This is a genomic window from Corynebacterium sp. LK14 (assembly GCF_008042215.1).
Lineage (GTDB): Bacteria > Actinomycetota > Actinomycetes > Mycobacteriales > Mycobacteriaceae > Corynebacterium > Corynebacterium striatum.
This window is the reverse complement of sequence record NZ_NOVQ01000009.1, coordinates 560,993-582,329: the sequence shown is the minus strand read 5'-3', so window position 1 is coordinate 582,329 and position 21,337 is coordinate 560,993. Positions and strand designations below refer to the sequence as shown.

Below are 21,337 nucleotides of genomic sequence, written 5' to 3'. Positions count from 1 at the left end.
CTTTACCTGTGCGCCGGGCTAGCACGTAGGATATGCCGCATGACTTTTCTACGCCCTGCTCGCCTGCACTGCGTCGTTGCCTACCTAGAGATGTTCACGTGGGCATTCCTTATTTTCTCTATGCTTTTGAAGTACTCCGGCGTGACGGAGGCTTTAACTCCTATCGCGGGCGGTATCCACGGCTTTGGTTTCCTCTGCTTCATCGTCGTGGGCGTCATGGTGTGGATCAACAACAAGTGGTCCTTTGGCCTGGGCATGTTGGGGCTAATCGTTTCGGTCATACCTTTTGCCGCGCTCCCGTTTGCGCTATGGGCGGACAAGCACGATAAGTTCCTGCCGCATTGGCGCTTTAACGATTCTGAGCAGCCACATGGTCTTGCCGAGCAACTTTTGGCCCAGGTAGTGCGCTTCCCAGTGCGCACTCTGAGCGTGTTCGTCGTAATCATTGCGCTGGTCTTTGGCGTTCTGCTGATGCTCGGGCCACCCGTCGATGTCGAATCCACTATCGAGTCGAACATCTAATAGCATCACTTAGGTGAAAATTTTTTGTTCCGTTCCAGCAGTATGGACTGGCTGGATTTGTTTCCGGCTTATCCTCATCGGACTACTGAAATGGAATTACGTCCCGCTAGGAGATATCTCCTATTACTTCTCCGGGCGTTTTGGGGCGAACTCCTCGGATATGACCGAGTACCCGTACCCTGGCACGTGGCCTTCGATTCTCGTCGGCTGGTTGAGTGGCCCGAATCAGACCAGCTTTACCGTTATTTTTACAGGGCTGTGCCTGCTTGTCGACGCCGCTTTCCTCATGGTCTTGCTTCACGGCTGGCGCCGCAAGCCGCAGGCCTTCGTCGCCGCATGGTTTTGGGTTGTCTTTGGAACCGCAGTGGGTCAGGTCTTTGTCTGGCGCCTCGATATTTTTCCGGCTCTGGCAGTTGCTGCCGCAGGAGTGCTTCTTGGCCGCAACTCGCGGCTTGCGGCGGCGCTGCTTGGCCTTGCCACCACAATGAAGCTGTGGCCGGGCGTGCTCGCCGCAGGCCTGGTTGGCCGCTTCAATGCCCGTGCGACTTGGCAGCGCCTTAGCGCGTTCGTCGCTTCCATCGTGGGCATTTGTCTGCTCGTCATCGCCTTCAATGACGTCGAGCGCCTTATCTCCCCGCTGCGCTACCAAGAGGTGCGCGGACTGCAGGTGGAATCGATCCCTGCAACGCTTCCAGTATTTGCCTCGCATCTTTTCCCGGACACTTGGTCCATCGGCTACGCTGCCTCCAAGAGTTATGAAATCACCGGCCCTTGGGTTAGCGAACTCTTAGTTCTTAGCAACGTTTTGACCTTGGCGATGCTGTTTTTCGCCCTCGGCTTCGCACTCATGCGCTTCCGCAACGGCAACTGGGGTGCACGCAGCACGCTGGCCTTTTTCATCACGATGATCTGCCTGCTATTTATCAGCAACAAGGTCTTTTCCACCCAGTACATCACCTGGCTCGGCCCAATCTTGGCGGTAGCGCTCAAGGATGCCTGGCCGCATGCCTCATCAGTTGCGCATCAACATATCGACGAAAAAGTAGGCACAGTGCTGCGCAACCTCGCACTGTGCACGCTTGCTGCGGCGGCACTGGGCACACTGGTCTACCCGTTCAACTATGACGCGTTGCTCTACGCGGGCCGCGGCGGCCTCTTCCCTGCCTTCTTGTTGCTGGCGCGCAACGTGCTCATCCTCGTGATGACAGGCCTTGCTTTCTCTTGGCTGCGCTTGGAGCTCAAGCGCGAAAATACTAGCTCTACCAAGCAAGCAGCTCAGTAGCAGGAACTACTCAGTAATCCGTAGCTGGCTGATCTCGAAGAACTCCGGCAGCGGTGCCGTACCTCCCAGGCGGAAGATGCGCACAAGGGGGCGTAGGCGTAGCGAGCGGGTATCGCTGACCGCTTCGTTGTAAAAGCGATGAGCAAGGTGGATGCGCCCCTCGGCGTCGGCAAGCAATGCGGGACGCTCAGCAAAGCGCTCGTTGACCGCGATAGACAGCGCCCGCTCGTGGGCCGAACGCGTCTCAAAATGGCCCTGGGCAAGCTCGCTCGACTCCGCGCGGGAGGCAACCTCCTCCAGCTCCGGCGCTAGCGCTGCCACGACGGCGGCGCGGCGGTCAAGGGTGGCCTCCAGCTGCACCAAAGCCGCATCCGTGCGGATGTGCAGCGAGTTCAGCCGCTGCGCGGTGAAATAGGCCCACATCAAGATGAGCACGAGCGCGACGATCGCGATAACCAGTTCTACTGCCATAGTCTTTTCCTGCTCTTAAATCCGATGTAGATAAAGGGCGGCAACGCCCGCTGCTACTTGGTGCGGACCTTAGTTCCGTCCTGCACGGTCTCATAAACCTGCATCACGGCAGCGGCCACGTGGTCCCAATCGTAGGTGCGAGCGCGCTGGGTACCGGCTTCAATTAAAGCATTGCGCTTGTCTTCGTCCTGCAGCACAAGGTTGAGCACCCGCGCCAGATCACGGGCATCCTCGTTGCGGAACAACGCACCGGCGGGGGTCTCAGAATCTGCGTCGCAAACGGCCGCAAACGCCTCAAGATCGGAAGCTACCACCGCGCAGCCTGCGGCCATGGCCTCTACCAAGACGATGCCGAAGCTTTCGCCGCCGGTGTTAGGAGCGACGTAGATGTCGGCTCGACCGAGGATCTCCGCCTTTTCCACATCGCTCACGCGGCCAACGAAGTCCACGCCCTCGACCTCTCGCGGGCGGCCGCCGCCCATGACGGTGACCTTGACGTCCGTCTCCACCATCGTGAGGGCTTCCAGCAGGATATCCAGGCCCTTGCGTGGCTCGTCGAGACGCCCCAAGAATACAATCTCGGGCATCTTCTGCCCGGATTGGCCTGGCTGCCCTTCTTGGTCACGATCCGCCGCGACACGCTTGCGGGCCGCCGCGTACACGGAGGTATCCACGCCATTCGGAATAAGTACTGGGTCGCCGCCTAGCTGTTCTACCTGCCAGCGGCGGGCCATCTCTGAGACGGCAATGCCGCCGCGCACCTTCTCCAGCATTGGCGTGAGGAAAGGCTTGGCCAGCTTCAGCACGAGCGAGCTAGAAGCCGAGGCGTGGTAGGTCGCGACGATAGGACCTTTGGCTTGTGCCAGCGCCACCATGGAGTAGCTCGGCGAGTTCGGCTCGTGGATGTGCAGCACGTCGAAGTTGCCGCGTTCAATGAACTTCTTGACGTTGCGCTTTACCTGCGGGCCTACGGACAAGCGGGCCACGGAGCCGTTGTAGGTAATCGGAATCGCGCGCCCGCCCTTCATGACAAAGCTCGGCAGCTGTGTCTCCGGCGCTGCCGGGCCAAGGACCTCCACGTGGTGGCCTTGCTCGATAAAGACGGTGGCCAAATCCAGGATGTGGGCTTGCACGCCGCCTGGCTCGTCAAAGGAATACGGGCATACGATTCCGATACGCACTACTACCTACTTCCTTACTTTTTACCGTTATCTTCGAGCTTTTCTTGGGACGTACGCTTGTCCTTGGCTGCGCGGCGTGCAGCGCGATCGGCCGCGCGGCGTTTAACGTCTACATTCCACTGCGGCTGCAGCATATGCCAGTCCGCCGGGTGGGCCTTGATGTTTGCGGCGAAGCCATCGGCCAGGCGTTGGGTGGTCTCCTGCACATTGGTGACCTCCACCTGCGGGCTGACGGAAAGGCCCCAGTCTTCATCCTCGAACCAGGAGTGGACCACGTGCAATGCTGCCCCGGTTTCCATGGCCAAGCGGGCCGGTCCGGCAGCCATGTTGGCTTCCTCGCCCATGAAGTCGACCGTGACGCCAGTGCGAGTGAGGTCGCGCTCGGCCAACAGGCAGACCACACCACCTGCTTCCAAGACTTCCTTGAGTCGGCCAAAAGGTGAGGTCTTCTCTCCTGTCAGAGCGAGAACCTCAAAGCCTAGGGACTCGCGGAAGTCCACGAAGGCGTCGAAAAGCACCTCCGGCTTGAGCCTTTCTGCAACCGTTGTGAATTGGCCATAGTGGCCCACCAGAAACACCCCGGCCATGTCCCAGTTACCAGTGTGTGGAAGCACGAGGATGACGCCTTTGCCGCGGGCCACGGACTCGTCGAAGTTCTCTAAGCCCTGCAAACCGGAAAGCAGCTTGGCGTGCAGATTCGGGTCCTGATGGATCGACGGCAGGCAGAATGCCTCCCGCCAGTAGCGCATATAGGAACGCATAGAATTGCGCACCAACTCGCGCGTGACGTTTTCTGGGCCCACCACTCGCGCTAAGTTTTGGCGCAATTGCTCCATGCCTCGGCCATCATCGCTGGCGCGGTCTGCACCCCAGTCAAAAAGGCGCTTGGCCCACTTCTCCGGCAACAAACGCACCAGCCGCCAACCGGCTAAGTAGCCGGCGGCAGCCAGTTGTTCGCGGTTTAGTCCAGGAACAAGGGCCATGGGCGTTAATCCTTAAAGATCTGGGGTGAAGCGGGCCTTCGTGTCCTGGCGGGCGGCCTGGACCATGCGCTGAATGATGGTAAAAATGGAACCGAATACAAGGATCCACAGGGCAATCTCGATGGCGCCGGGAACGCCCAGGCCCTCCAAGCCGATGCCGCCGAGGCCGATGATGAGGCGCTCTGGGCGCTCGATCAGACCGCCGACCATCTTGAAGCCAGAAGCCTCGCCGCGGGCCTTGATATAGGAAATGACCTGCGAAGAAACCAGCACGATGAGGCAGGCCACCACGTGGATGGGGCGAGCGTTATCGACGTAGACCAGCCAGTACAAGATGGCAGCAAACAGGGCGCCGTCGGTGATGCGATCACAGGAGGCGTCGAGAGTCGCGCCAAACTTGGACCCGCCCGTGGTCATGCGCGCCATCGTGCCGTCAAGCATGTCGAAGGCCGCAAAGAGACCAGAGAGCACCGCTGCCGCGAACAGGTGATCCAGAGGAATGCAGACGACTGCGATAGCAATGGTGACAAGAGTGCCGACGATGGTGACCATGTTGGGGGTCAGCCCCATCTTCAGAAACAGCTTTGCCACGGGTTCCACGACGACTGCCGCTGGCTTTCGCCCGTGAACGCTAAGCATGCGAATCCTCCTCATCGATCTCCCTCCAGCCTTGGGCCAAAAGGGCGCGAGTCTCTTGTAATAACTGAGGCAACACTTTAGTGCCCTCCAAGACAGTCATAAAGTTGCTGTCACCGGCCCACCGGGGAACCACATGCAAATGTAAGTGATCTCCCACGGAACCGCCAGACGCCTTGCCCAGGTTGAAGCCCACGTTGATTGCTTCCGGCTTGGACACGCGCTTTAAAACACGTACCGCCTTTTGGGCGAAGGCCATCAGCTCGTGGGATTCCTCTAGAGTCAAGTTCTCCAGCTGGGATTCCTTGCGATAAGGCACCACCATTAAATGTCCCGAGTTATAGGGAAAAAGGTTCAGCAAAGCGTAGACATACTCGCCGCGGGCAATAATCAGCCCGTCCTCATCGCTGCCCTTGGGAGCCTCAACGAAGGGATCCTTCGAACGCTTCGAGATATACGCCATTCGGTAGGGAGCCCACAGCCGCTCAAGGCGGTCTGGTTCCCCTGCCCCGGAATCGACGTATTGCTCGTTAGCGTCGTGCACTGATCAACTCTTCGTTCGGCTGTTCGTTGATGCGCTCAGCAACCCATGCGGCGATGAGCTCGATAGCCTCATCCACCGGTACGCCGTTGACCTGCGAACCGTCCAGGAAGCGGAAGGAGACGGCGTTGGCGTCGACGTCGCGCTCGCCGGCGAGCAGCATGAAAGGCACCTTGCCGGTGGTGTGGTTGCGGATCTTCTTCTGCATGCGGTCGTCAGAGGTATCCACATCGGCACGGATGCCGCGCTTGCGCAGCTTCGCAGCGATGGCCTCGAGGTGCGGCGAGAATTCGTCAGCGACCGGAATGCCCACGACCTGGTGTGGGGCCAGCCATGCCGGGAAGGCACCCGCGTAGTGTTCGAGAAGCACGCCAAAGAAACGCTCGATGGAGCCGAACAGCGCGCGGTGAATCATGATCGGACGCTGCTTGGTGCCGTCGGACGCGGTGTACTCCAGCTCGAAGCGCTCAGGCAGGTTGAAGTCCAGCTGAACCGTGGACATCTGCCAGGTACGACCAATGGCGTCGCGGGCCTGAACGGAAATCTTCGGGCCGTAGAAAGCTGCACCGGCTGGGTCCGGAACCAGCTCGAGGCCGGACTTTTCAGCAACGGACTGCAGGATGGAAGTAGAGCGCTCCCAAATCTCATCGGAGCCCACGTACTTGTTCGGATCCTTAGTGGACAGCTCCAGATAGAAGTCATCCAAGCCATAATCCTTGAGCAGGGAAATGATGAAGTCCAAGACCTTGGTCAGCTCATCTTCCAGCTGCTCCGGGGTGCAGTAGATGTGGGAGTCATCCTGGGTAAAGCCGCGCGCACGCGTGAGACCGTGGATAACGCCGGACTTCTCGTAGCGGTAGACCGTACCGAATTCAAAAAGGCGCAGCGGAAGCTCGCGGTAGGAACGGCCACGGGATGCGAAGATGAGGTTGTGCATCGGGCAGTTCATCGGCTTCGCGTAGTAATCCTGCGGTTGCTTGGTGCAGTTGCCGTCCTCGTCGTACTCACCATCGAGCTGCATCGGCGGGAACATACCGTCGGCGTAGAAGTCCAGGTGGCCGGACTTCTTGAACAGGTCACCCTTGGTCAGGTGCGGGGTGGAAACAAAGGAGTAGCCGTCCTGGATGTGGCGACGACGGGAGTGTTCTTCCATCTCCATGCGCACAACGGCGCCGTTGGGGTGGAAGACCGGGAAGCCGGAGCCAATCTCGTCCGGGAAGGAGAAAAGGTCAAGCTCCTGGCCCAGACGGCGGTGATCGCGCTTCTCAGCCTCAGCGATCATGTGCTGGTAGGCCTCGAGGGCCTCCTTGGACTCGAAAGCCGTGCCGTAGATGCGCTGCAAGCCAGCCTTTGACTGGTCACCGCGCCAGTAAGCAGCCGAAGAACGGGTCAGAGTGAAAGCCGGGATGTACTTGGTGGTTGGCAGGTGCGGGCCACGGCACAGGTCAAACCATTCGACCTCGCCGGTACGCGGGTTGATGTTGTCGTAGTGCGTGAGATCGCCTGCGCCCACCTCTGCTGCTTCATCAGAATCTGGGTCGACGTTGCCCTTGTCCTGAATGAGTTCGAGCTTGAAGGGCTCGTCGGCAAGTGCGGCCTCTGCCTCTTCGTTGGAAGAGTAAACGCGACGCTCGAAGCGCTGGCCAGTCTTGATGATCTTCTTCATGCGCTTCTCGATGGCCTTCAGCGCTTCAGGGGTGAAGGGCTCATCGGTTTGGAAGTCGAAGTAGAAGCCGTTTTCGATGGCCGGACCGATGCCCAACTTGGTGCCAGGGAACTCGGCCTGCACAGCCTGTGCCATCACGTGTGCGGTGGAGTGGCGGATGACGGCGCGGCCGTCCTCCTCGCTAGCCGCGACAGGAGTGAACTCTGCGTCGACTGCCGGGGTGTGCGAAAGGTCGTAGAGCACTCCATCGGTGCCGCGAACGACGACGACTGCCTCGGGCCCCTTGTTGGGGAGCTCAAGCTCTCGCATCGCTGCGCCTACTGCAGTGCCAGCAGGCACCTTAAAAGGCTCATAGTTCACTGGTACAGCTGGAATCATTTCCGCCATGACTAGTTGCGCTCCTTATGCGCTCACGCTTCGATCGACATACCTGGCCGACCAAAGCTAATTCAAGAGTTACAGCGTGAAAGTCTACCCTGCCTAGGTTTCAAGCAGTGATTCGCCCCAGTACGACCCGCCTGAGGTTCCGGCAGGTACGTAATACATGGCGGAGCCGATGTGTGTAATCCATGTATTGAGTTGATCCTGCTCATCAAGGCGGGCCTGGATGGGCTCGAATTGCTTGGTTGGATCCTTCTGGAAGCAGATGAAAATCTGGCCGGCGTTGCTTAACTCGCCCGGGTTATCTGGCGATGGCGCCAAGTTGAAGTTGAAAGGTCGGCGCAGAATCTTCTGCTCTGGGTGGTCTTTTGGCGGATGGGCGCGGGCGACGTGCGAGGACGGATCGATGGCCTTCAATCCAAAGGAGTCGCGGGCTTCAAGGTCTACTGGGTCGAATTCATCTGTTCCGTGCATTGGCGCACCGGTGTCGAGCTTGCGACCAGTGGCTGTCTCACGCGCGGCACGATCGAGTTCTTCCCAGGTGTCAAGGTTCATGTGAATGCGACGGACCACCATGGCGGTTCCGCCGGCGAAACGACCTTCGTCGATCCAGACTTGGTCCATGAATTCCTCGTGCGTATGAGGATTCACCGTGCCGTCTTTCTGACCAAAGAGATTGCGGGCAGTCTCCCCTTTCGCAGCCGAACCATTGGCGTGGCCAAAGCCCTGCTGTACCCAAGCTGTTTCCGCATAGCTCGAGCTAGCTCGAGTCATGTGCCGCATTACGAATGCGGTGGTTAAGGGATCATCACTGCAAATCTGCAGAACCACGTCGGTTTGGCCCCACTCCGGACGGAGCTTGTCGCGGCTGTATTTGCGAACATCGCCCAGCCATTCAGGCTTCTCGGCCCCTGTCTTGGCGAAGAATCCCTCACCCCAGCCACACGTGATGGTGAGGCTGGCCGGTGTCTGGGTCAGCTCGGTTTCGAGGCTGCCGACTGGATTTTCAGCCGTACACAGGCGGCGTGCGTCCTCAGTCCACAAACGCATGAGCGCCTTGGCTCCTCGTGCGGTGGTCTTCGTTTTGAGGTTGAAACCCACTAAGGCTACGTGCGCCTGAGGCGGGGTCTCAATGCCTGCTTGGTGCTCACCGTCGAAGGCCACGATGTCATCGCCCATGATGGGGGCGGCGTCGGGCGCGGCGTCTTGTCCAGCAGACTCGCTGCCCTCCGCGCAGCCCGCCACTACCAGCGCGCTCGCCGCTACAGCGCCACCCACAAGAAGTCCGCGGCGACTGAGCTGAAGCGCCACATCACCCGATTGCGGTGGCAAGGAGGCTGGGCTGCCTGCCGTCTCGCTGGGGGTGAAGGATGCGGTGATTGGGGTAGATTCTGTAGACATCGTGATGTTTCCTCTTAAAACGGTATGCCTCGACGGTGGACCTTCTAGCGATGCTCTTAGTGAGCGTGCTTTGCTTCGCTAGTGTTAGCCGCCTCGCTCATGTGATGGCCGTGCATGTGCTCACCACTCATCCCAGAACCGTGATCATGGCCGTGCTCGTGACCGGACATGTCACCGTAGTTCTCATCACCAGCGCCAATTTCTCGAACCGGCAGCTCCCCTAGCTCAACCTTGGAGCCGTCAGAAAGCAACAGGGTGACCTCAACCTTCTCGCCGGCCATGACTGGTTCTTTAACGCCCATGAGCATCAGGTGCTCGCCACCTGGCTTCAACTCAGCAGACTCACCAGCGGCAATCTTGAGGCCGCCGCTCTTTTCCTGCATGACGCCATCTACGACCTCATGGATCTGGTACATGTCAGCCTCAATCGAGGAAGTAAAACCGGTTACGGTGATGTCCTTATCAGAACCGTTGTGGATGCTGCCGAAGATAGCGGTCATGTCAGCATCCTCAGCCATCGCGCGAACGACGCCGTCATGGATATGAATGTCGCCAGCTTCCGCGTGCTTAGATTCAGCACCAGAAGTCGCAGAGGAGGACGCAGCCGAAGTTGCCGCCGAGGACTCTTGCGAGGAGGAAGCGGTGGAATCTTGCTCACTGTTCGAGCAACCAGCCAAAGCCAAAGCACTTACGGCAACGGCGGACAAAACAAGCTTGCGGGTCCTCATTAATAAATTCCTTCTACATCTAGGAGTTGAGATCGTTGCTACGGCGCATCTTCGCACCTGCCATGATGACGGCCGCTACCACGGCAAAGAGGGCTACTGCGGCGAGAGCCCACTTCGCAGCGGATGGCAGACCACTTGGGTCTGCGGCATCAGCTGCATCGGCGGCGTCCGAGGATTCAGCTACCTCGTTGCTACCTGCCTCGCCAGCCACGGTGAAAGGCACTGAGCCGCGAGTAGCGTGACCATCAGAAGAAGTGATTTGGAAACCAACCTGGTACTCGCCCGGTCCTGGGTTAACGTCTTGGGGCACCTCGACCGTGAGTTCACGGTCATGGAGGGACGGCTCGGCGTCGAAAAGCACAGCTCCGGTTTCAGTGTTGGTAACGGCAAAAGTATTGAAACCTTCTTTAGGTACCGCCGAGAATTCCAAAGTGATTTCCTGTGGAAACTCCTCAAGAGGAGCATCGCTCACGACGTTGCCGCCGATGACCGAGTCATGCGCGAGCGCGCTCGGAGCGGTCAGAGCCACCATCGATGCCACAGCACTTGCAGCAAAAATACGGGCTGAACGGCGAAAATGCATGAAATCCTCCTCTTAAGGCGGGGTGCGAACTATCGATCACATGCTATAGCCGCCGCACTCGCAGTAGTTAATTTCACGCTTTGGTCGATGGGCGAGAGCAAAGCCTCGGTTTTGGAGACCGTGGCTTTTTCACCAAGTAAACCGCGCAGCAAAATTATTCAGCTTTAGCGACAGCTGCCTAGTAGTCGCAGGCTTCCTCGGTTAAGTTCCCCCGACTATTGAAAATGTGTCCCGTCACACGATCCGCAGCCTATATTCCCCTTATAGAAGCAGGGCTAAGTAGCAAACACTAGGGATCAAAAAGAAGCCTTCCTGCACAATGCATGGAAGGCTTCCAGTGGAGCGGATGACGAGACTCGAACTCGCGACCCTCACCTTGGCAAGGTGATGCGCTACCAACTGCGCTACATCCGCATTCGAAACCCTTTCGGATTTCCTAGGCCTGTTTCAGGGCCTAGTGCGCGATACTGGGATTGAACCAGTGACCTCTTCCGTGTCAGGGAAGCGCTCTCCCGCTGAGCTAATCGCCCTCAACGCGCATAAACGCGTGAAGAAATTGAGGTGGAAACGGGAATCGAACCCGTGTGCACGGTTTTGCAGACCGTTGCCTCACCACTCGGCCATTCCACCGTGGCGATACCGCCTCACACACTAATGTGCTGGAGCGGATGACGAGACTCGAACTCGCGACCCTCACCTTGGCAAGGTGATGCGCTACCAACTGCGCTACATCCGCATTTGGGATTCTCATCGAACCCCACTAGGTGCTTTAAGCACCTAGTGCGCGATACTGGGATTGAACCAGTGACCTCTTCCGTGTCAGGGAAGCGCTCTCCCGCTGAGCTAATCGCGCTTATATTTCATTATCAACACGCTACTTGAACTAAGCCAAGAACGTCTTGGAGCGGATGACGAGACTCGAACTCGCGACCCTCACCTTGGCAAGGTGATGCGCTACCAACTGCGCTACATCCGCACTGCATTCCGGAAACCGTCTTAACAACTGTTTGCCGTGGTGCGAGTAGAAACATTATCGCGCCCCGCGCGAGTTTCCAAATCCGCTGGATAATTACCTATTTTCCCACAGATTCTAGGCCGCTTTTCGATGCCGCGAATTACATGAAGGTAATTCACCCCTGCACTGTCCAACCCGACGCTTATCGAGGATGCCCGACTGAAACTGCAGGTGGCAGCCACTACCTCCAGGCGATTATGGTTTACGGCCAAACAAGGTGTAAATTCATCCTCACACCAAGGTCCTATAGCTCAGTGGGAGAGCGTTCCGTTCACACCGGAAAGGTCGCTGGTTCAATCCCAGCTAGGACCACCATTTCTCGGCCGGCGCCTTGCATAAAGGCGCCGGCTTTTGCGCGTCAGTCCCCCAAAGCCGACCTTGGGTCCCCTTAACCGGGGCCCACTTCTCCGCTAGGCTGACCCCATGAACACCGATATTGACCTTTCCACCCTCCTTGGGCCCGATACCCCAGGCATTCGACTCATCGAGGTATCTACCCTGTCTGGCTCCGCGACAATTGATGGGACCTCCGATGCAATGGGAAACGCCACCGACGCCGCACTCTTCCAAGGGCTGCGCAAATGGGGCGACGTAGTTGTTGTGGGAACAGGCACCGTCAAGGCCGAGGATTACGAGGGGTCGTCGGCCGGCGCGGCGCGCATTGCAGTGATGAGCTATTCCCTGGACCTTAACGTAGAGTCGAAGCTTTTCCAGGTGGGCACTCCTCCCCTTATTTTGACCCCCGATGAGAAGGTGGGAACTGCGGCGGCGCAAAGGCTCGAATCGGCAGGCGCAACGGTTCTTGGTACCGGTGATGGCTCAATCCAATCTGTGGTTGCCGCACTTCATGCACAAGGCTGGACGCGCATTGTCTGCGAAGGCGGCCCGGGCGTCTACTCCGCCTTCATTGCCGCAGGATTAGTAGACAAACTCTATCTCACACTAGATCCGCACCTGACATCCTCCGTAGCGCAGCCTCTGGTTTATGCGCACGACGAGGAAACTGCGCAGGCCCCTGCACTTTCGCTTGAGCTTGAGAACGTCGCGGCGGACGCGGACGGCACGGTGTTTCTGCGCTATGCCCATCGCGGCTGCCCGTAAACTGCATGACGTGAGTTCTCAGAGTCCTGCCACTATCGACGCCGCCGCTTTGCCGCCCCACGCGCGTTCAGGGCGCATCTTGACGATCGCCGCGTGGCCGCTGGCTCTGCTGTTAATAGTGCACCGGGTCTTCGTCGTGGCCCTCAACGGAACGCCAACAGATGACTTCACCACGGTGTTTAATGCCGTCCGGCGTTTCCTTGATGGCCAGCCTGTCTACGACCAGGCATACAATCACGTTGACCCGCTCTACCTGTACAACCCCGGTGCTACGCTACTGCTTTCCCCTCTGGGCATGGCCGATTTCTCGCTTACCCGTGAGGCTTTCATTTGCGCCAACGCTCTGGCGATTTGCGCGGCGCTTGCGATTCTCACGACTGTAGTTGGGTACTCGCTCCGCGGCCCTGTGTTTCCAGTCGCCCTCGTCGCCGCATTCGCGACTGAAGCCGTAATCAACACCCTGGCTTTTACCAATATCAATGGCCTGCTTTTGTTGGCGTTGAGCGTGTTCCTCTGGGGTATCTTGCAATCGCGACGCGGTCCACGAGTTGCAGCGGGCATAGCTATTGGCTTGGCCATCCTTATCAAGCCGCAATTTGCGCCATTACTGTTCTTGCCGCTGGTCAAGAAGGACTGGATCAACATCGCTGGCGGCGTCGCTGTGCCCGTGCTTTTCAATGCCATCGCTTGGCCACTTGTCCCAGGCGCCAGTGGCTACCTTGATAACCTCGTGCCCTACCTCGGCACCACCCGTGACTACGCCAATGCCTCGTGGCCTGGCGTACAGGCATACTTTGGCCTGTCTCCTACTGCGTATTACCCTTTGTGGATCGCGCTTGGAGTGTGCACGGCTCTGAGTATCTTGGGACTGCTTAAGTGGAGGGAGTCGGAGCCGGTATTCTGGGCCCTTACGACCTCGGGCGCCATCATGGTGGGCATTTTCTTTCTGTCTTCTTTGGGTCAGCAGTACTACTCGATGTGGCTATTTCCCATGCTGTTTACGGTCCTCCTCCCCCGCTCTGTGTTCCATACTTGGGGCGCTTGGGCTGCTGCGTTCTTCTTCTTGGCGCCTGTGGAATGGAGCTCAACACACTGGCCAGTCGCAGGCAGCTGGATGACCGTGTTCACCGCAACCATTGGTTGGGGGCTTCTCATCGTGGTGACCGCCGCTTCGACTAGCGGTTGGTGGCGTGAGCCAAAGGTTAAGCGCTAAACTTTTGCCATGACTGATTTCAAGCTCATTGCCGATACCGAATGGCGCAATCGACTCACCGACGAGGAATACTACGTGCTTCGTCAAGCAGGCACTGAGGCGCCGCATGTAGGCGAATACACCAATACCACCACCGAGGGCGTGTACTCATGCAAGGCCTGCGGCACGGAGCTTTTCCGCTCGACGGAGAAGTTTGAGTCGCACTGCGGCTGGCCTTCCTTCTTCTCCCCTCTCGCGGGCGACAAGATCATTGAACGCGTCGATAACTCCCTGGGCATGACCCGCACCGAGGTCCTGTGCGCCAATTGCGAGTCCCACCTAGGCCACGTCTTCGCCGGCGAGGGCTATGACACCCCAACCGACCTGCGCTACTGCATCAACTCGATATGCCTCACCCTTGAGGAGAAGCCAATCGGCGAATAGCGCACTGCAAGGTTGCGCCCACCAATCACAACCACAAAATCCGCTTTCTTCCCCCGATACTGTCCGGGTAGAAAGCGGATTTTTCTCAGCTTAGAGTGCGGCTCTCGCGGCCAGCGCCTTAAGGAAGAACCGCGATGAGCTCAGCAACATCCTTGACACGGCGGCCGGTATGGAAAGGAATCTCCTCACGCACGTAGTGGCGAGCCTCGGTGTAGCGCATCAGGTACATCAGGTCCACGATTCGGTGCAGCTCTGGCGCCTCGAAGGCGAGGATCCACTCGTAGTCACCCAGCGCGAAGGAAGGAACCGTGTTAGCGCGAACGTCAGGGTAGTCGCGTGCCTGCATGCCATGCTCCATCAGAATGCGGCGACGCTTTTCCTCATCCATGGTGTACCAATCGTAGGAACGCACGAATGGGTAGACCGCGATCCAATCACCAGGTTCCTCACCCATGATGAAGGAAGGCAGGTGGGACTTGTTGAACTCCGCTGGGCGGTGCAGTGCATTACCTACCCAAGTGACCTCAGAGACCTGGCCCAGGGTGGTCTCACGACGGAAGTCAGCAAATGCCTTCTGGATGTCTGCGAATTCCTCCGCGTGCCACCAAATCATAAAGTCTGCAGAGTCACGCATGCCGGAGAGATCGTAGATACCTCGGACGGTGAGCTTGCCCTCTTCCTCGAGATTCTTGAAGAACTCCTGCGCTTGGGTAACAATCTCCGCGCGCTCCGTGCCCAGCGCACCCGGGATTACCTTGAATACCGCATGCTGGGAGTACTGCTGCATAGAGTTGAGCTCTTGGAAATTAACCTTCGCCATGGTGGACATTCTCCTTTGAAAATGGATGCGATTCGCGCTCTCTTTATGGGGCGAGACCCCAAAGAGAACTAGATACCCATCCATCATAAGTTGGATAAAGCCCTATTTCCATCTTTCCCTCAGTTAGTAGCTGAAACATAGCCAACTTCCCTGCAAAAATTGCCTGCCAGCCCATCCCGCTACGGCGCGCCTTCGCCCTCTACCGGCTGGAAAACTATAGCTTGAACGACGTGAGCAATTCCGACGTAACTTCGAGCAACCTTGCAGGCGCACCGACAAGCCTGCACGAGCACGCCGCCGCCAAAGCTTCTTCCGCATCTGAAGCGGACACCACCCCGGCAGTATTCAACGCCGCCGTTGAGTCCATGCATGCGGCTCGCCTTCGCCCCGAAATCACGCTGGGAACAATCCGCCCACCACAGCGCCTCGCTCCGTACAGCCACGCCATCGGACTAGAAGTTGGCGACGCACAAGATTCGGACGTCGATATTGTCCCTACTGACAGCGACGGCGATGCTTTTGGCCGACTCATTCTCCTCCATGATCCCGGCGCCGAGGAGGCCTGGGAAGGCGCTATGCGCCTGGTGGCTTATATCCAGGCCGACATGGATGACGCAGTAGCGGGCGATCCGCTGCTTCCCGACGTCGCGTGGGAATGGCTGAACGAGGCCATGGAATCCAACGGTGCAACACACACCAACCTCGGCGGTACGGTGACCTCCACGGCTTCCGTACGCTTTGGCGAAATCGGCGGCCCGCCCCGCGCATACCAGCTCGAGATGCGTGCTTCCTGGACTGCTGAAGGCCTAGACCTAGCACCTCATGTCGAGGCTTTCGCACAGGTCCTGGCCAACGTGGCTGGCCTTCCACCTGAGGGTGTCACGGAGCTGAGCCGCTAAACGCTTTTTCTCCCCCGGAGCTTGACTGCAGCTGCGCACATTTGCGCCACATAGGCACCTTGGTTATCGCCGTGGTGCCCATTGCCTTGTAGGCTGCAATCATGACTGAATTGCGGACCCAACCTCAAGACGGAATTCCCGAGGTACTTCGTAGCCCGGCAGAATTTGCCAGCGCTACCACCGCCCTCAGCGCGGGCACGGGTCCGTTTGCAATCGACACTGAGCGAGCATCCTCGTATCGCTTTGATGACCGCGCCTTTCTGATTCAAATCCGCCGCGCTGGCGCCGGTACCTTCCTCTTCGCCCCGGAAGGCAAGCGCAGCGAGTTGAGCGCCGCGCTAGCGCCCGTAATCAACGATCAGGATTGGGTCGTGCACGCAGCGCCCTCTGATCTTCCCAGTCTGGCGTGGCTCGGCCTGTATCCAGGAACCTTGTTCGACACGGAATTGGCCGCGCGCATGGCCGACTTCGCCCACCCCAACCTGGGCGCAATGATTCTTGAGCTTTTCGACGTCGAGCTTGAGAAAGGTTACGGCGATTCTGACTGGTCAGCGCCCAAGCTTTCCCCCAACCTTCGCGCCTATGCGGCTCTGGACGTCGAGTTGCTGCTCGAGCTGGCAGAGGCGCTGCGTGACATTCTGGCCGAAGAGGACAAACTAGATTGGGCCTATGAAGAATTCGCCGCGATGGTGGATGACTACGCAGGTGTCACCGAGCCAACCGAGCGAACCTGGCGCGGGTTGAAGGGGCTGTCCTCCCTGAGAACCGGCGAGCAATTAGCCGTAGCAAAGGCTCTGTGGACGCGCCGCGAGTCCATTGCCCGTTCCACAGATACCGCGCCGAATAGAGTTCTGCCGCACCGCGTGCTCATTGATATTGCACGGACACTGCCAGATTCACCGCAACAGTTTGCTCGCATCAAAGGTATTCCGAGGAAGCGTTCTGGCTCCGCGCTGCAGTGGTTTGATGTCGTGAACAAAGCCCGCGCACTCGACCCCCAGGATTGGCCGCGCCAGCAGCGAACGATCTCCCAGGTCCCGTCGAAGACTATCTGGGCTAAGGATTACCCGGAACTGTGGGAGGTTTTCCAAAACCTCCGCGAGGAGTGCGAGGACCTCGGCGACGAGGTCGCCATGCCCTGGGAACTCATCTTGAAACCAGCCACGCTCCGCGCAGTTGTATGGGCAGCTGGTTGTCCACCGAAAGCGAAAAAGCCTGGTTCCGTGGGCGGAATGATAAAAGGGCCACAGGGTATCGCCCCCTTCCTGCGCGATGAAGGCGTCCGTGAATGGCAGATTGAGCTCCTCCAACCGATTCTGGAAGAAGGACTCGTCTACGCCGGCTAAGCGGGGGCTAGTTAGTCCTGTTCCACTTCGTCAGCGCTAATGCCACCAACCCACTCCTCGATGGCGTCTGCAATCGCGTCAGGTGTCAGGTTGTTTTCTTCCAGCACCTCACCGCGGCTTGCGTGACGCGGGAAGTAGTTGGCCACGCCCATGCGGCGCACCGGCGTATCTACCTCGGCGGCGTCGAGAGCCTCCGCGATCATAGAGCCAATACCGCCCCGAATAATGCCGTCCTCAACCGTCACCACCAGGTCGTGGTCAGCGGCAAGGCCAACCAAGGACTGCGGAACCGGGACAACCCAGCGCGGATCAGCAACTGTCACGTTGTAGCCGCGTTCCTCCAGAAGCTGTGCTGCGTTCTTCGAGCGCGTGCTCATAGCGCCAATAGCAACAATCAAGACGTCGGGAGTCTCCGCGGCCGCGGGATCCGCGTCCTTCGCATCACGAGAATCGTTGTAGTGGATGATATCCACGCCATCGGCGAGCTGGTCTACTGCCTCGATATCGTCAAGCAGGTTGCCCTTCGGGAAGCGCACCACGGTGGGGCCGTCGTTGACGTCAATCGCCTCGTGGAAGAGCTCACGCAGACGTGCGCCGTCGCGAGGCGCAGCAATGCGCATGCCAGGAACGATGCTCATCAGCGCCATGTCCCACACACCGTTGTGCGAAGGGCCGTCAGAGCCGGTCACACCGGCGCGGTCAAGGACGATAGTCACAGGCAGCTTCAGCAACGCTATGTCCATGATGACCTGGTCCACCGCGCGGTTGAGGAACGTGGAATAGATAGCCACGACAGGGTGCATTCCTGCCAACGCTAGACCGGAAGCAGACGTCATGGCGTGCTGCTCAGCGATACCGACGTCGAAGAAACGCTCAGGGAAACGCTCCTCGAACGGTGCCAGGCCTGTGGGGCCCGCCATAGCAGCAGTAATCGCCACAATGTCATCACGCTGCTGCCCAGCCTTGATGAGTTCCTCGGAAAAAGCAGCGGTCCAGCCAGGCTGCTTTTGCCCCTTGGCCACGCCCGTAACCGGGTCGATGGCGCCTGTGGAGTGCATCTGGTCTTTTGGCTCGTTGACGGCCGGCGCAAAGCCATGGCCCTTCTCCGTCACCGTGTGGACGATGATCGGGCCGTCATAATCGCGTGCATAGGACAACGCGCGCACAAGTGCATCAATGTCGTGACCGTTGATCGGGCCGACATACTTGATGCCAAGCTCCGGGAACATCTCCGTGGGCATCACGGTCGACTTCACGCCGTCCTTGATGGCATGGAGGGCGTCGAAAGTACGCTCGCCAACCCAACCCATTGACTTCAGGCGCTTCTTGCCCTGTGCCATGATCTCGTCGTATCCATGCTGCGCGCGGATGCGACCGAGGTTTTCAGAAAGACCACCGATAGTCGGCGAATAGGAACGGCCATTGTCGTTGACGATGATGACCGCATTGCGTTCTTTATCTGCCGAGATGTTGTTCAAGGCCTCCCAGCACATCCCGCCGGTGAGGGCACCGTCGCCCACCACTGCCACAGCATTGCGGTGGGACTGGCCCTTAATCTTGAAAGCCTTAGACAAACCGTCGATCGTGGACAGCGCAGCCGAAGCATGCGAAGACTCAGTCCAGTCATGCTCGGATTCGCCGCGATCGGTGTAGCCAGAAAGACCGTCCTTTTGACGCAGGGTATCGAACTTACCCACACGCCCCGTCAGCATCTTGTGCACGTATGACTGGTGGGAGGTGTCGAAGACGATCGCATCACGCGGGGAATCAAACACCCGGTGCATAGCCACAGTAAGTTCCACCACGCCGAGATTGGGTCCGAGGTGACCACCGGTAACCGAAACCTTTTCAATCAGACGTTGACGAATTTCACCAGCCAACTGGGTCAGTTGAGCTGGGGAGAGAGCCTTCAAATCGCGAGGCGACGCAATGGAATCCAAAATGGTCATGGAGCGGCCTTCTTCTCCTTCTTGTCAGTTCTTGTTCTTTACTACCGTACCCGTTCGCGGTCCGCGGACGGCAATCCTTCTGAGACGAAGTTTCCTATTCTTCCCCAGATCTTGCCCGCGCCGCGCAACGATATGCGTGGCGAGCGCCCCTCCTTAGGAGGCAGGCTGCAGCAGCGCCATGGTTTCAAAGTGGTGCGTGCCAGGAAAGGCGTTTACCATGGTCAACCGCTTCAGCGCGTAACCAGCTTCTTTCCATGCTTTGAGGTCGCGTGCAAAGGTGGCTGGATCGCAACCGACGTGCACAACGCTACGCGGCCCCGCCTGCGCCACCGCTAAGACAACCTCATCCCCGGCGCCCGTTCGGGGCGGGTCAAGGACTACGTAGCCCGGTGCAGGCAGTTGTGCCGCACAGGCCTCCACCTTTGCGTTACGGAAAGAGACGTCGTAAGCAGCGAGGCTTTCCTGCGTATGTGCGGCCGCTGCCGGCGAATAATCCACAGAGTAGATCTTCGGCGCCTGCGCCTGGGGCCGCCCAAGCGATGCGGTATCTGCAAGTGCATCATGCAGCGCCGGTACAAACAGGCCCACGCCGCCGTAGAGATCCCATGCCACTGCTGGCATGGCCGGATCTGCACTGCTGTCAGTCAGCCAGTCACGAACGAGTTGCGTGTAAGAATCTGGGGCGCTGGTGTGTGCCTGCCAAAAAGCTGTCGCGGGAAAGTGGAATTCATGGCCGTAAGCGGCTTGCACGACGTCGCCGGAGCCCTCGACAACGTCTAGGACGGTTTCAGCGCGGCGTCCACGCGGGGCACGACGGGATTCGACTACGTGGCGGTTACCAGCACTGTCGATGACTGCAATAACTTCAGCCCCCGGGGTGAAACGACGAGCATCGGCTCCCACGATGCCCTCCACAAGGCCCAGCACCAGTTGGGTGCACGCAACGTCGGTTACAAGTTCGGTGGAGGATTTCTTCCGCAATCCAGCGCGCCCGTGCTTGTCGACGCCGAGCCTGACGCGCGTGCGCCATCCGCGCTGCGGGCTAAGTTCCTGGGCCACGACGTCTAATACGGCTAGCTCGGAGTCATCGAGCTTGGCCACGCGACGAAGCTGATCGATCAAGACCTCGACCTTGATATCCGACTCTTTGGATGGGTCGAGTTCATGAAAATCACAGCATCCCGCCCCGCGCGCGGCCGCCGGGCAGCTGGACGCGACGCGCAATGGACCAGCTTCAACAATGTCCACTAACTGGGAGTCAATGAAGGATTTCTTGACCTTCCTAGCCACTACCCGGACTTTATCGCCAGGGAAAGCTCCTGGGACAAAGACCACGCGACCATCCTCAGCGTGCGCGATGCCCACGCCGCCGTGTGCCATACGCTCAACGCCTAGGAGAAGTTCTTCACCTTTAGAGGGGCCGGATTCGGATTCGTGGAACTCCGAGTGCGTGCGCGGACTAGTCATCGACCTTCTCCTGAATGGCTTCTTGGGTAGTTTCGCTCTCCGAGGGGTAGGCCTCCTCAACTGCGGCGTTGGCGCGGCGCACCATCCAAACCGTGAGGATGGTGACCAAGCCGGTCAGGGGCCATCCCATAAGGATGCGGACCACGCCCAAAGCGGTGGTGTTGTCAGCGTTGTAAATGGCGTTCTGCACGAGGAATCGCGCGAGGAAAATCACGGCCCAACCGGCCGTAGCAATGGCATAGGAACGTCGCGCCTTTACAACAGTGCGCCAGCGCATGTCCTCGCCGTTTATGCCTTTCCAAATGACGCCAACGAGCGGCCAGCGCAGCAAAATGGAAGCTGCCGCAACGACGAAAAGTACAAGCGACATCCAGATGCCATAGAGGAAGTAGCCCTTAGCGTCACCAGTAAACCACGCGATTGCGGCGCAGATGCCTACGCCCAACAGACCTGAGATAGCCGGCTGCAGCGTCTCTTTACGGATGATTCGCCAAACCGCAATAAGCACTGCGACGCCGAGAGCAGCCAGCAACGCTGGGCCCAGACCCCACACGTTATTGACAGGGATAAGGACAACAACCGGAAGTGTCGCTGAGACAAGTCCCGATAGGCCTCCCATTTGCTCCAGCAGTGTCGGCTCTACTTCTTCTTGTTCAGTCGGGGTGGCTGAATGGCTTTGTGGGTTCGTCACGTCGGCTTTCTTGTCTATGTATCCACCGCTCATCAAAG

General features: G+C 58.8%; 20 protein-coding genes and 7 tRNA genes. 8 read left to right on the top strand and 19 right to left on the bottom strand.

Annotated features, from left to right (window positions below; translation table 11 throughout):
• The first annotated feature begins 39 nt into the window (after window positions 1-39).
• Together CHU71_RS06090 and CHU71_RS06085 are read left to right on the top strand one after the other, a co-directional pair.
• Window positions 40-522, top strand: a complete 483-nt coding sequence (locus tag CHU71_RS06090) for a DUF3817 domain-containing protein (protein ID WP_147760477.1) — start codon at window positions 40-42, stop codon at window positions 520-522.
• A 13-nt stretch (window positions 523-535) separates the two neighbouring features.
• Window positions 536-1,804: a DUF2029 domain-containing protein gene (locus CHU71_RS06085; RefSeq protein WP_147760476.1), complete on the top strand. Its 1,269-nt coding sequence runs from the start codon at window positions 536-538 to the stop codon at window positions 1,802-1,804.
• A gap of 6 nt (window positions 1,805-1,810) precedes the next feature.
• On the opposite strand, the gene CHU71_RS06080 is transcribed toward CHU71_RS06085, so the two are convergent.
• From CHU71_RS06080 to CHU71_RS06010, 15 genes are all read right to left on the bottom strand, one after another.
• Window positions 1,811-2,275, bottom strand: coding sequence for a hypothetical protein (locus CHU71_RS06080; protein WP_046645370.1), 465 nt, complete (start codon window positions 2,273-2,275; stop codon window positions 1,811-1,813).
• 53 nt (window positions 2,276-2,328) lie between these two features.
• On the bottom strand, window positions 2,329-3,456 hold the full coding sequence (locus tag CHU71_RS06075; protein ID WP_147760475.1) for a glycosyltransferase family 4 protein: 1,128 nt from the start codon (window positions 3,454-3,456) through the stop codon (window positions 2,329-2,331).
• A gap of 14 nt (window positions 3,457-3,470) precedes the next feature.
• The gene (locus tag CHU71_RS06070; RefSeq protein WP_147760474.1) at window positions 3,471-4,439 is read right to left on the bottom strand and encodes a phosphatidylinositol mannoside acyltransferase; all 969 of its coding nucleotides are present in this window, start codon (window positions 4,437-4,439) and stop codon (window positions 3,471-3,473) included.
• A 12-nt stretch (window positions 4,440-4,451) separates the two neighbouring features.
• A complete protein-coding gene (gene pgsA / locus CHU71_RS06065; protein WP_005529197.1) occupies window positions 4,452-5,078 on the bottom strand; it encodes a phosphatidylinositol phosphate synthase in 627 nt (208 codons plus the stop codon).
• Window positions 5,071-5,619: an HIT domain-containing protein gene (locus CHU71_RS06060; RefSeq protein WP_005529196.1), complete on the bottom strand. Its 549-nt coding sequence runs from the start codon at window positions 5,617-5,619 to the stop codon at window positions 5,071-5,073. Before CHU71_RS06060 ends, pgsA begins: the two co-directional genes overlap by 8 nt.
• Window positions 5,606-7,669: a threonine--tRNA ligase gene (thrS, locus tag CHU71_RS06055; RefSeq protein WP_005529194.1), complete on the bottom strand. Its 2,064-nt coding sequence runs from the start codon at window positions 7,667-7,669 to the stop codon at window positions 5,606-5,608. The genes CHU71_RS06060 and thrS overlap by 14 nt, the downstream gene beginning before the upstream one ends.
• A gap of 93 nt (window positions 7,670-7,762) precedes the next feature.
• Window positions 7,763-9,064, bottom strand: coding sequence for a Dyp-type peroxidase (locus CHU71_RS06050; RefSeq protein ID WP_370450495.1), 1,302 nt, complete (start codon window positions 9,062-9,064; stop codon window positions 7,763-7,765).
• Window positions 9,065-9,120: 56 nt separating this feature from the next.
• Window positions 9,121-9,792: a copper chaperone PCu(A)C gene (locus CHU71_RS06045; protein ID WP_147760473.1), complete on the bottom strand. Its 672-nt coding sequence runs from the start codon at window positions 9,790-9,792 to the stop codon at window positions 9,121-9,123.
• 19 nt (window positions 9,793-9,811) lie between these two features.
• On the bottom strand, window positions 9,812-10,375 hold the full coding sequence (locus CHU71_RS06040) for a copper resistance CopC family protein (protein WP_167371794.1): 564 nt from the start codon (window positions 10,373-10,375) through the stop codon (window positions 9,812-9,814).
• A gap of 338 nt (window positions 10,376-10,713) precedes the next feature.
• A tRNA-Gly gene (locus CHU71_RS06035) sits at window positions 10,714-10,789 on the bottom strand.
• Window positions 10,790-10,833: 44 nt separating this feature from the next.
• Window positions 10,834-10,905 (bottom strand) — tRNA-Val (locus CHU71_RS06030).
• 29 nt (window positions 10,906-10,934) lie between these two features.
• Window positions 10,935-11,005: transfer RNA gene (locus CHU71_RS06025), tRNA-Cys, on the bottom strand.
• A gap of 30 nt (window positions 11,006-11,035) precedes the next feature.
• A tRNA-Gly gene (locus CHU71_RS06020) sits at window positions 11,036-11,111 on the bottom strand.
• A gap of 45 nt (window positions 11,112-11,156) precedes the next feature.
• Window positions 11,157-11,228 (bottom strand) — tRNA-Val (locus CHU71_RS06015).
• Window positions 11,229-11,275: 47 nt separating this feature from the next.
• A tRNA-Gly gene (locus tag CHU71_RS06010) sits at window positions 11,276-11,351 on the bottom strand.
• Window positions 11,352-11,630: 279 nt separating this feature from the next.
• Here CHU71_RS06010 and CHU71_RS06005 point away from each other — a divergent pair.
• The 4 genes from CHU71_RS06005 (at window position 11,631) to msrB (ending at window position 14,127) form a co-directional block, all read left to right on the top strand.
• Window positions 11,631-11,705: transfer RNA gene (locus CHU71_RS06005), tRNA-Val, on the top strand.
• 108 nt (window positions 11,706-11,813) lie between these two features.
• Window positions 11,814-12,491, top strand: coding sequence for a dihydrofolate reductase family protein (locus tag CHU71_RS06000; protein WP_147760472.1), 678 nt, complete (start codon window positions 11,814-11,816; stop codon window positions 12,489-12,491).
• Between the two features lie 10 nt (window positions 12,492-12,501).
• The gene (locus CHU71_RS05995) at window positions 12,502-13,704 is read left to right on the top strand and encodes a glycosyltransferase family 87 protein (protein ID WP_236593724.1); all 1,203 of its coding nucleotides are present in this window, start codon (window positions 12,502-12,504) and stop codon (window positions 13,702-13,704) included.
• A gap of 9 nt (window positions 13,705-13,713) precedes the next feature.
• The gene (gene msrB / locus CHU71_RS05990) at window positions 13,714-14,127 is read left to right on the top strand and encodes a peptide-methionine (R)-S-oxide reductase MsrB (RefSeq protein WP_046645365.1); all 414 of its coding nucleotides are present in this window, start codon (window positions 13,714-13,716) and stop codon (window positions 14,125-14,127) included.
• A gap of 118 nt (window positions 14,128-14,245) precedes the next feature.
• On the opposite strand, the gene hemQ is transcribed toward msrB, so the two are convergent.
• A complete protein-coding gene (hemQ, locus tag CHU71_RS05985) occupies window positions 14,246-14,947 on the bottom strand; it encodes a hydrogen peroxide-dependent heme synthase (RefSeq protein ID WP_046645424.1) in 702 nt (233 codons plus the stop codon).
• A 281-nt stretch (window positions 14,948-15,228) separates the two neighbouring features.
• Here hemQ and CHU71_RS05980 point away from each other — a divergent pair, with 281 nt between their 5' ends.
• The gene (locus CHU71_RS05980; protein ID WP_049064423.1) at window positions 15,229-15,846 is read left to right on the top strand and encodes a DUF3000 domain-containing protein; all 618 of its coding nucleotides are present in this window, start codon (window positions 15,229-15,231) and stop codon (window positions 15,844-15,846) included.
• A gap of 101 nt (window positions 15,847-15,947) precedes the next feature.
• On the top strand, window positions 15,948-17,192 hold the full coding sequence (locus CHU71_RS05975) for an HRDC domain-containing protein (protein ID WP_147760471.1): 1,245 nt from the start codon (window positions 15,948-15,950) through the stop codon (window positions 17,190-17,192).
• Between the two features lie 11 nt (window positions 17,193-17,203).
• Here the strand turns inward: CHU71_RS05975 and dxs are convergent, their stop codons facing one another.
• From dxs to CHU71_RS05960, 3 genes are all read right to left on the bottom strand, one after another.
• Window positions 17,204-19,141, bottom strand: a complete 1,938-nt coding sequence (dxs, locus tag CHU71_RS05970; protein ID WP_005529173.1) for a 1-deoxy-D-xylulose-5-phosphate synthase — start codon at window positions 19,139-19,141, stop codon at window positions 17,204-17,206.
• A gap of 153 nt (window positions 19,142-19,294) precedes the next feature.
• Window positions 19,295-20,608 carry a class I SAM-dependent RNA methyltransferase gene (locus CHU71_RS05965; RefSeq protein ID WP_147760470.1) on the bottom strand — a complete coding sequence of 438 codons (1,314 nt, stop codon included), beginning with the start codon at window positions 20,606-20,608 and terminating at the stop codon, window positions 19,295-19,297.
• Entirely contained in the window at window positions 20,601-21,227 is a 627-nt protein-coding gene (locus tag CHU71_RS05960) for a DUF3159 domain-containing protein (RefSeq protein ID WP_370450498.1), read from the bottom strand. Before CHU71_RS05960 ends, CHU71_RS05965 begins: the two co-directional genes overlap by 8 nt.
• Window positions 21,228-21,337 lie beyond the last annotated feature (110 nt).

Bases quoted from the DNA above. Each gene is read 5' to 3' on its own strand.
- CHU71_RS06090 (WP_147760477.1), top strand. From the start codon at position 40: ATGACTTTTCTACGCCCTGCTCGCCTGCACTGCGTCGTTGCCTACCTA.
- CHU71_RS06080 (WP_046645370.1), bottom strand. From the start codon at position 2,275: ATGGCAGTAGAACTGGTTATCGCGATCGTCGCGCTCGTGCTCATCTTG.
- CHU71_RS06070 (WP_147760474.1), bottom strand. From the start codon at position 4,439: ATGGCCCTTGTTCCTGGACTAAACCGCGAACAACTGGCTGCCGCCGGC.
- pgsA (WP_005529197.1), bottom strand. From the start codon at position 5,078: ATGCTTAGCGTTCACGGGCGAAAGCCAGCGGCAGTCGTCGTGGAACCC.
- thrS (WP_005529194.1), bottom strand. From the start codon at position 7,669: ATGGCGGAAATGATTCCAGCTGTACCAGTGAACTATGAGCCTTTTAAG.
- CHU71_RS06050 (WP_370450495.1), bottom strand. From the start codon at position 9,064: ATGTCTACAGAATCTACCCCAATCACCGCATCCTTCACCCCCAGCGAG.
- CHU71_RS06045 (WP_147760473.1), bottom strand. From the start codon at position 9,792: ATGAGGACCCGCAAGCTTGTTTTGTCCGCCGTTGCCGTAAGTGCTTTG.
- CHU71_RS06040 (WP_167371794.1), bottom strand. From the start codon at position 10,375: ATGCATTTTCGCCGTTCAGCCCGTATTTTTGCTGCAAGTGCTGTGGCA.
- CHU71_RS06000 (WP_147760472.1), top strand. From the start codon at position 11,814: ATGAACACCGATATTGACCTTTCCACCCTCCTTGGGCCCGATACCCCA.
- msrB (WP_046645365.1), top strand. From the start codon at position 13,714: ATGACTGATTTCAAGCTCATTGCCGATACCGAATGGCGCAATCGACTC.
- hemQ (WP_046645424.1), bottom strand. From the start codon at position 14,947: ATGGCGAAGGTTAATTTCCAAGAGCTCAACTCTATGCAGCAGTACTCC.
- CHU71_RS05975 (WP_147760471.1), top strand. From the start codon at position 15,948: ATGACTGAATTGCGGACCCAACCTCAAGACGGAATTCCCGAGGTACTT.
- dxs (WP_005529173.1), bottom strand. From the start codon at position 19,141: ATGACCATTTTGGATTCCATTGCGTCGCCTCGCGATTTGAAGGCTCTC.
- CHU71_RS05965 (WP_147760470.1), bottom strand. From the start codon at position 20,608: ATGACTAGTCCGCGCACGCACTCGGAGTTCCACGAATCCGAATCCGGC.
- CHU71_RS05960 (WP_370450498.1), bottom strand. From the start codon at position 21,227: ATGGGAGGCCTATCGGGACTTGTCTCAGCGACACTTCCGGTTGTTGTC.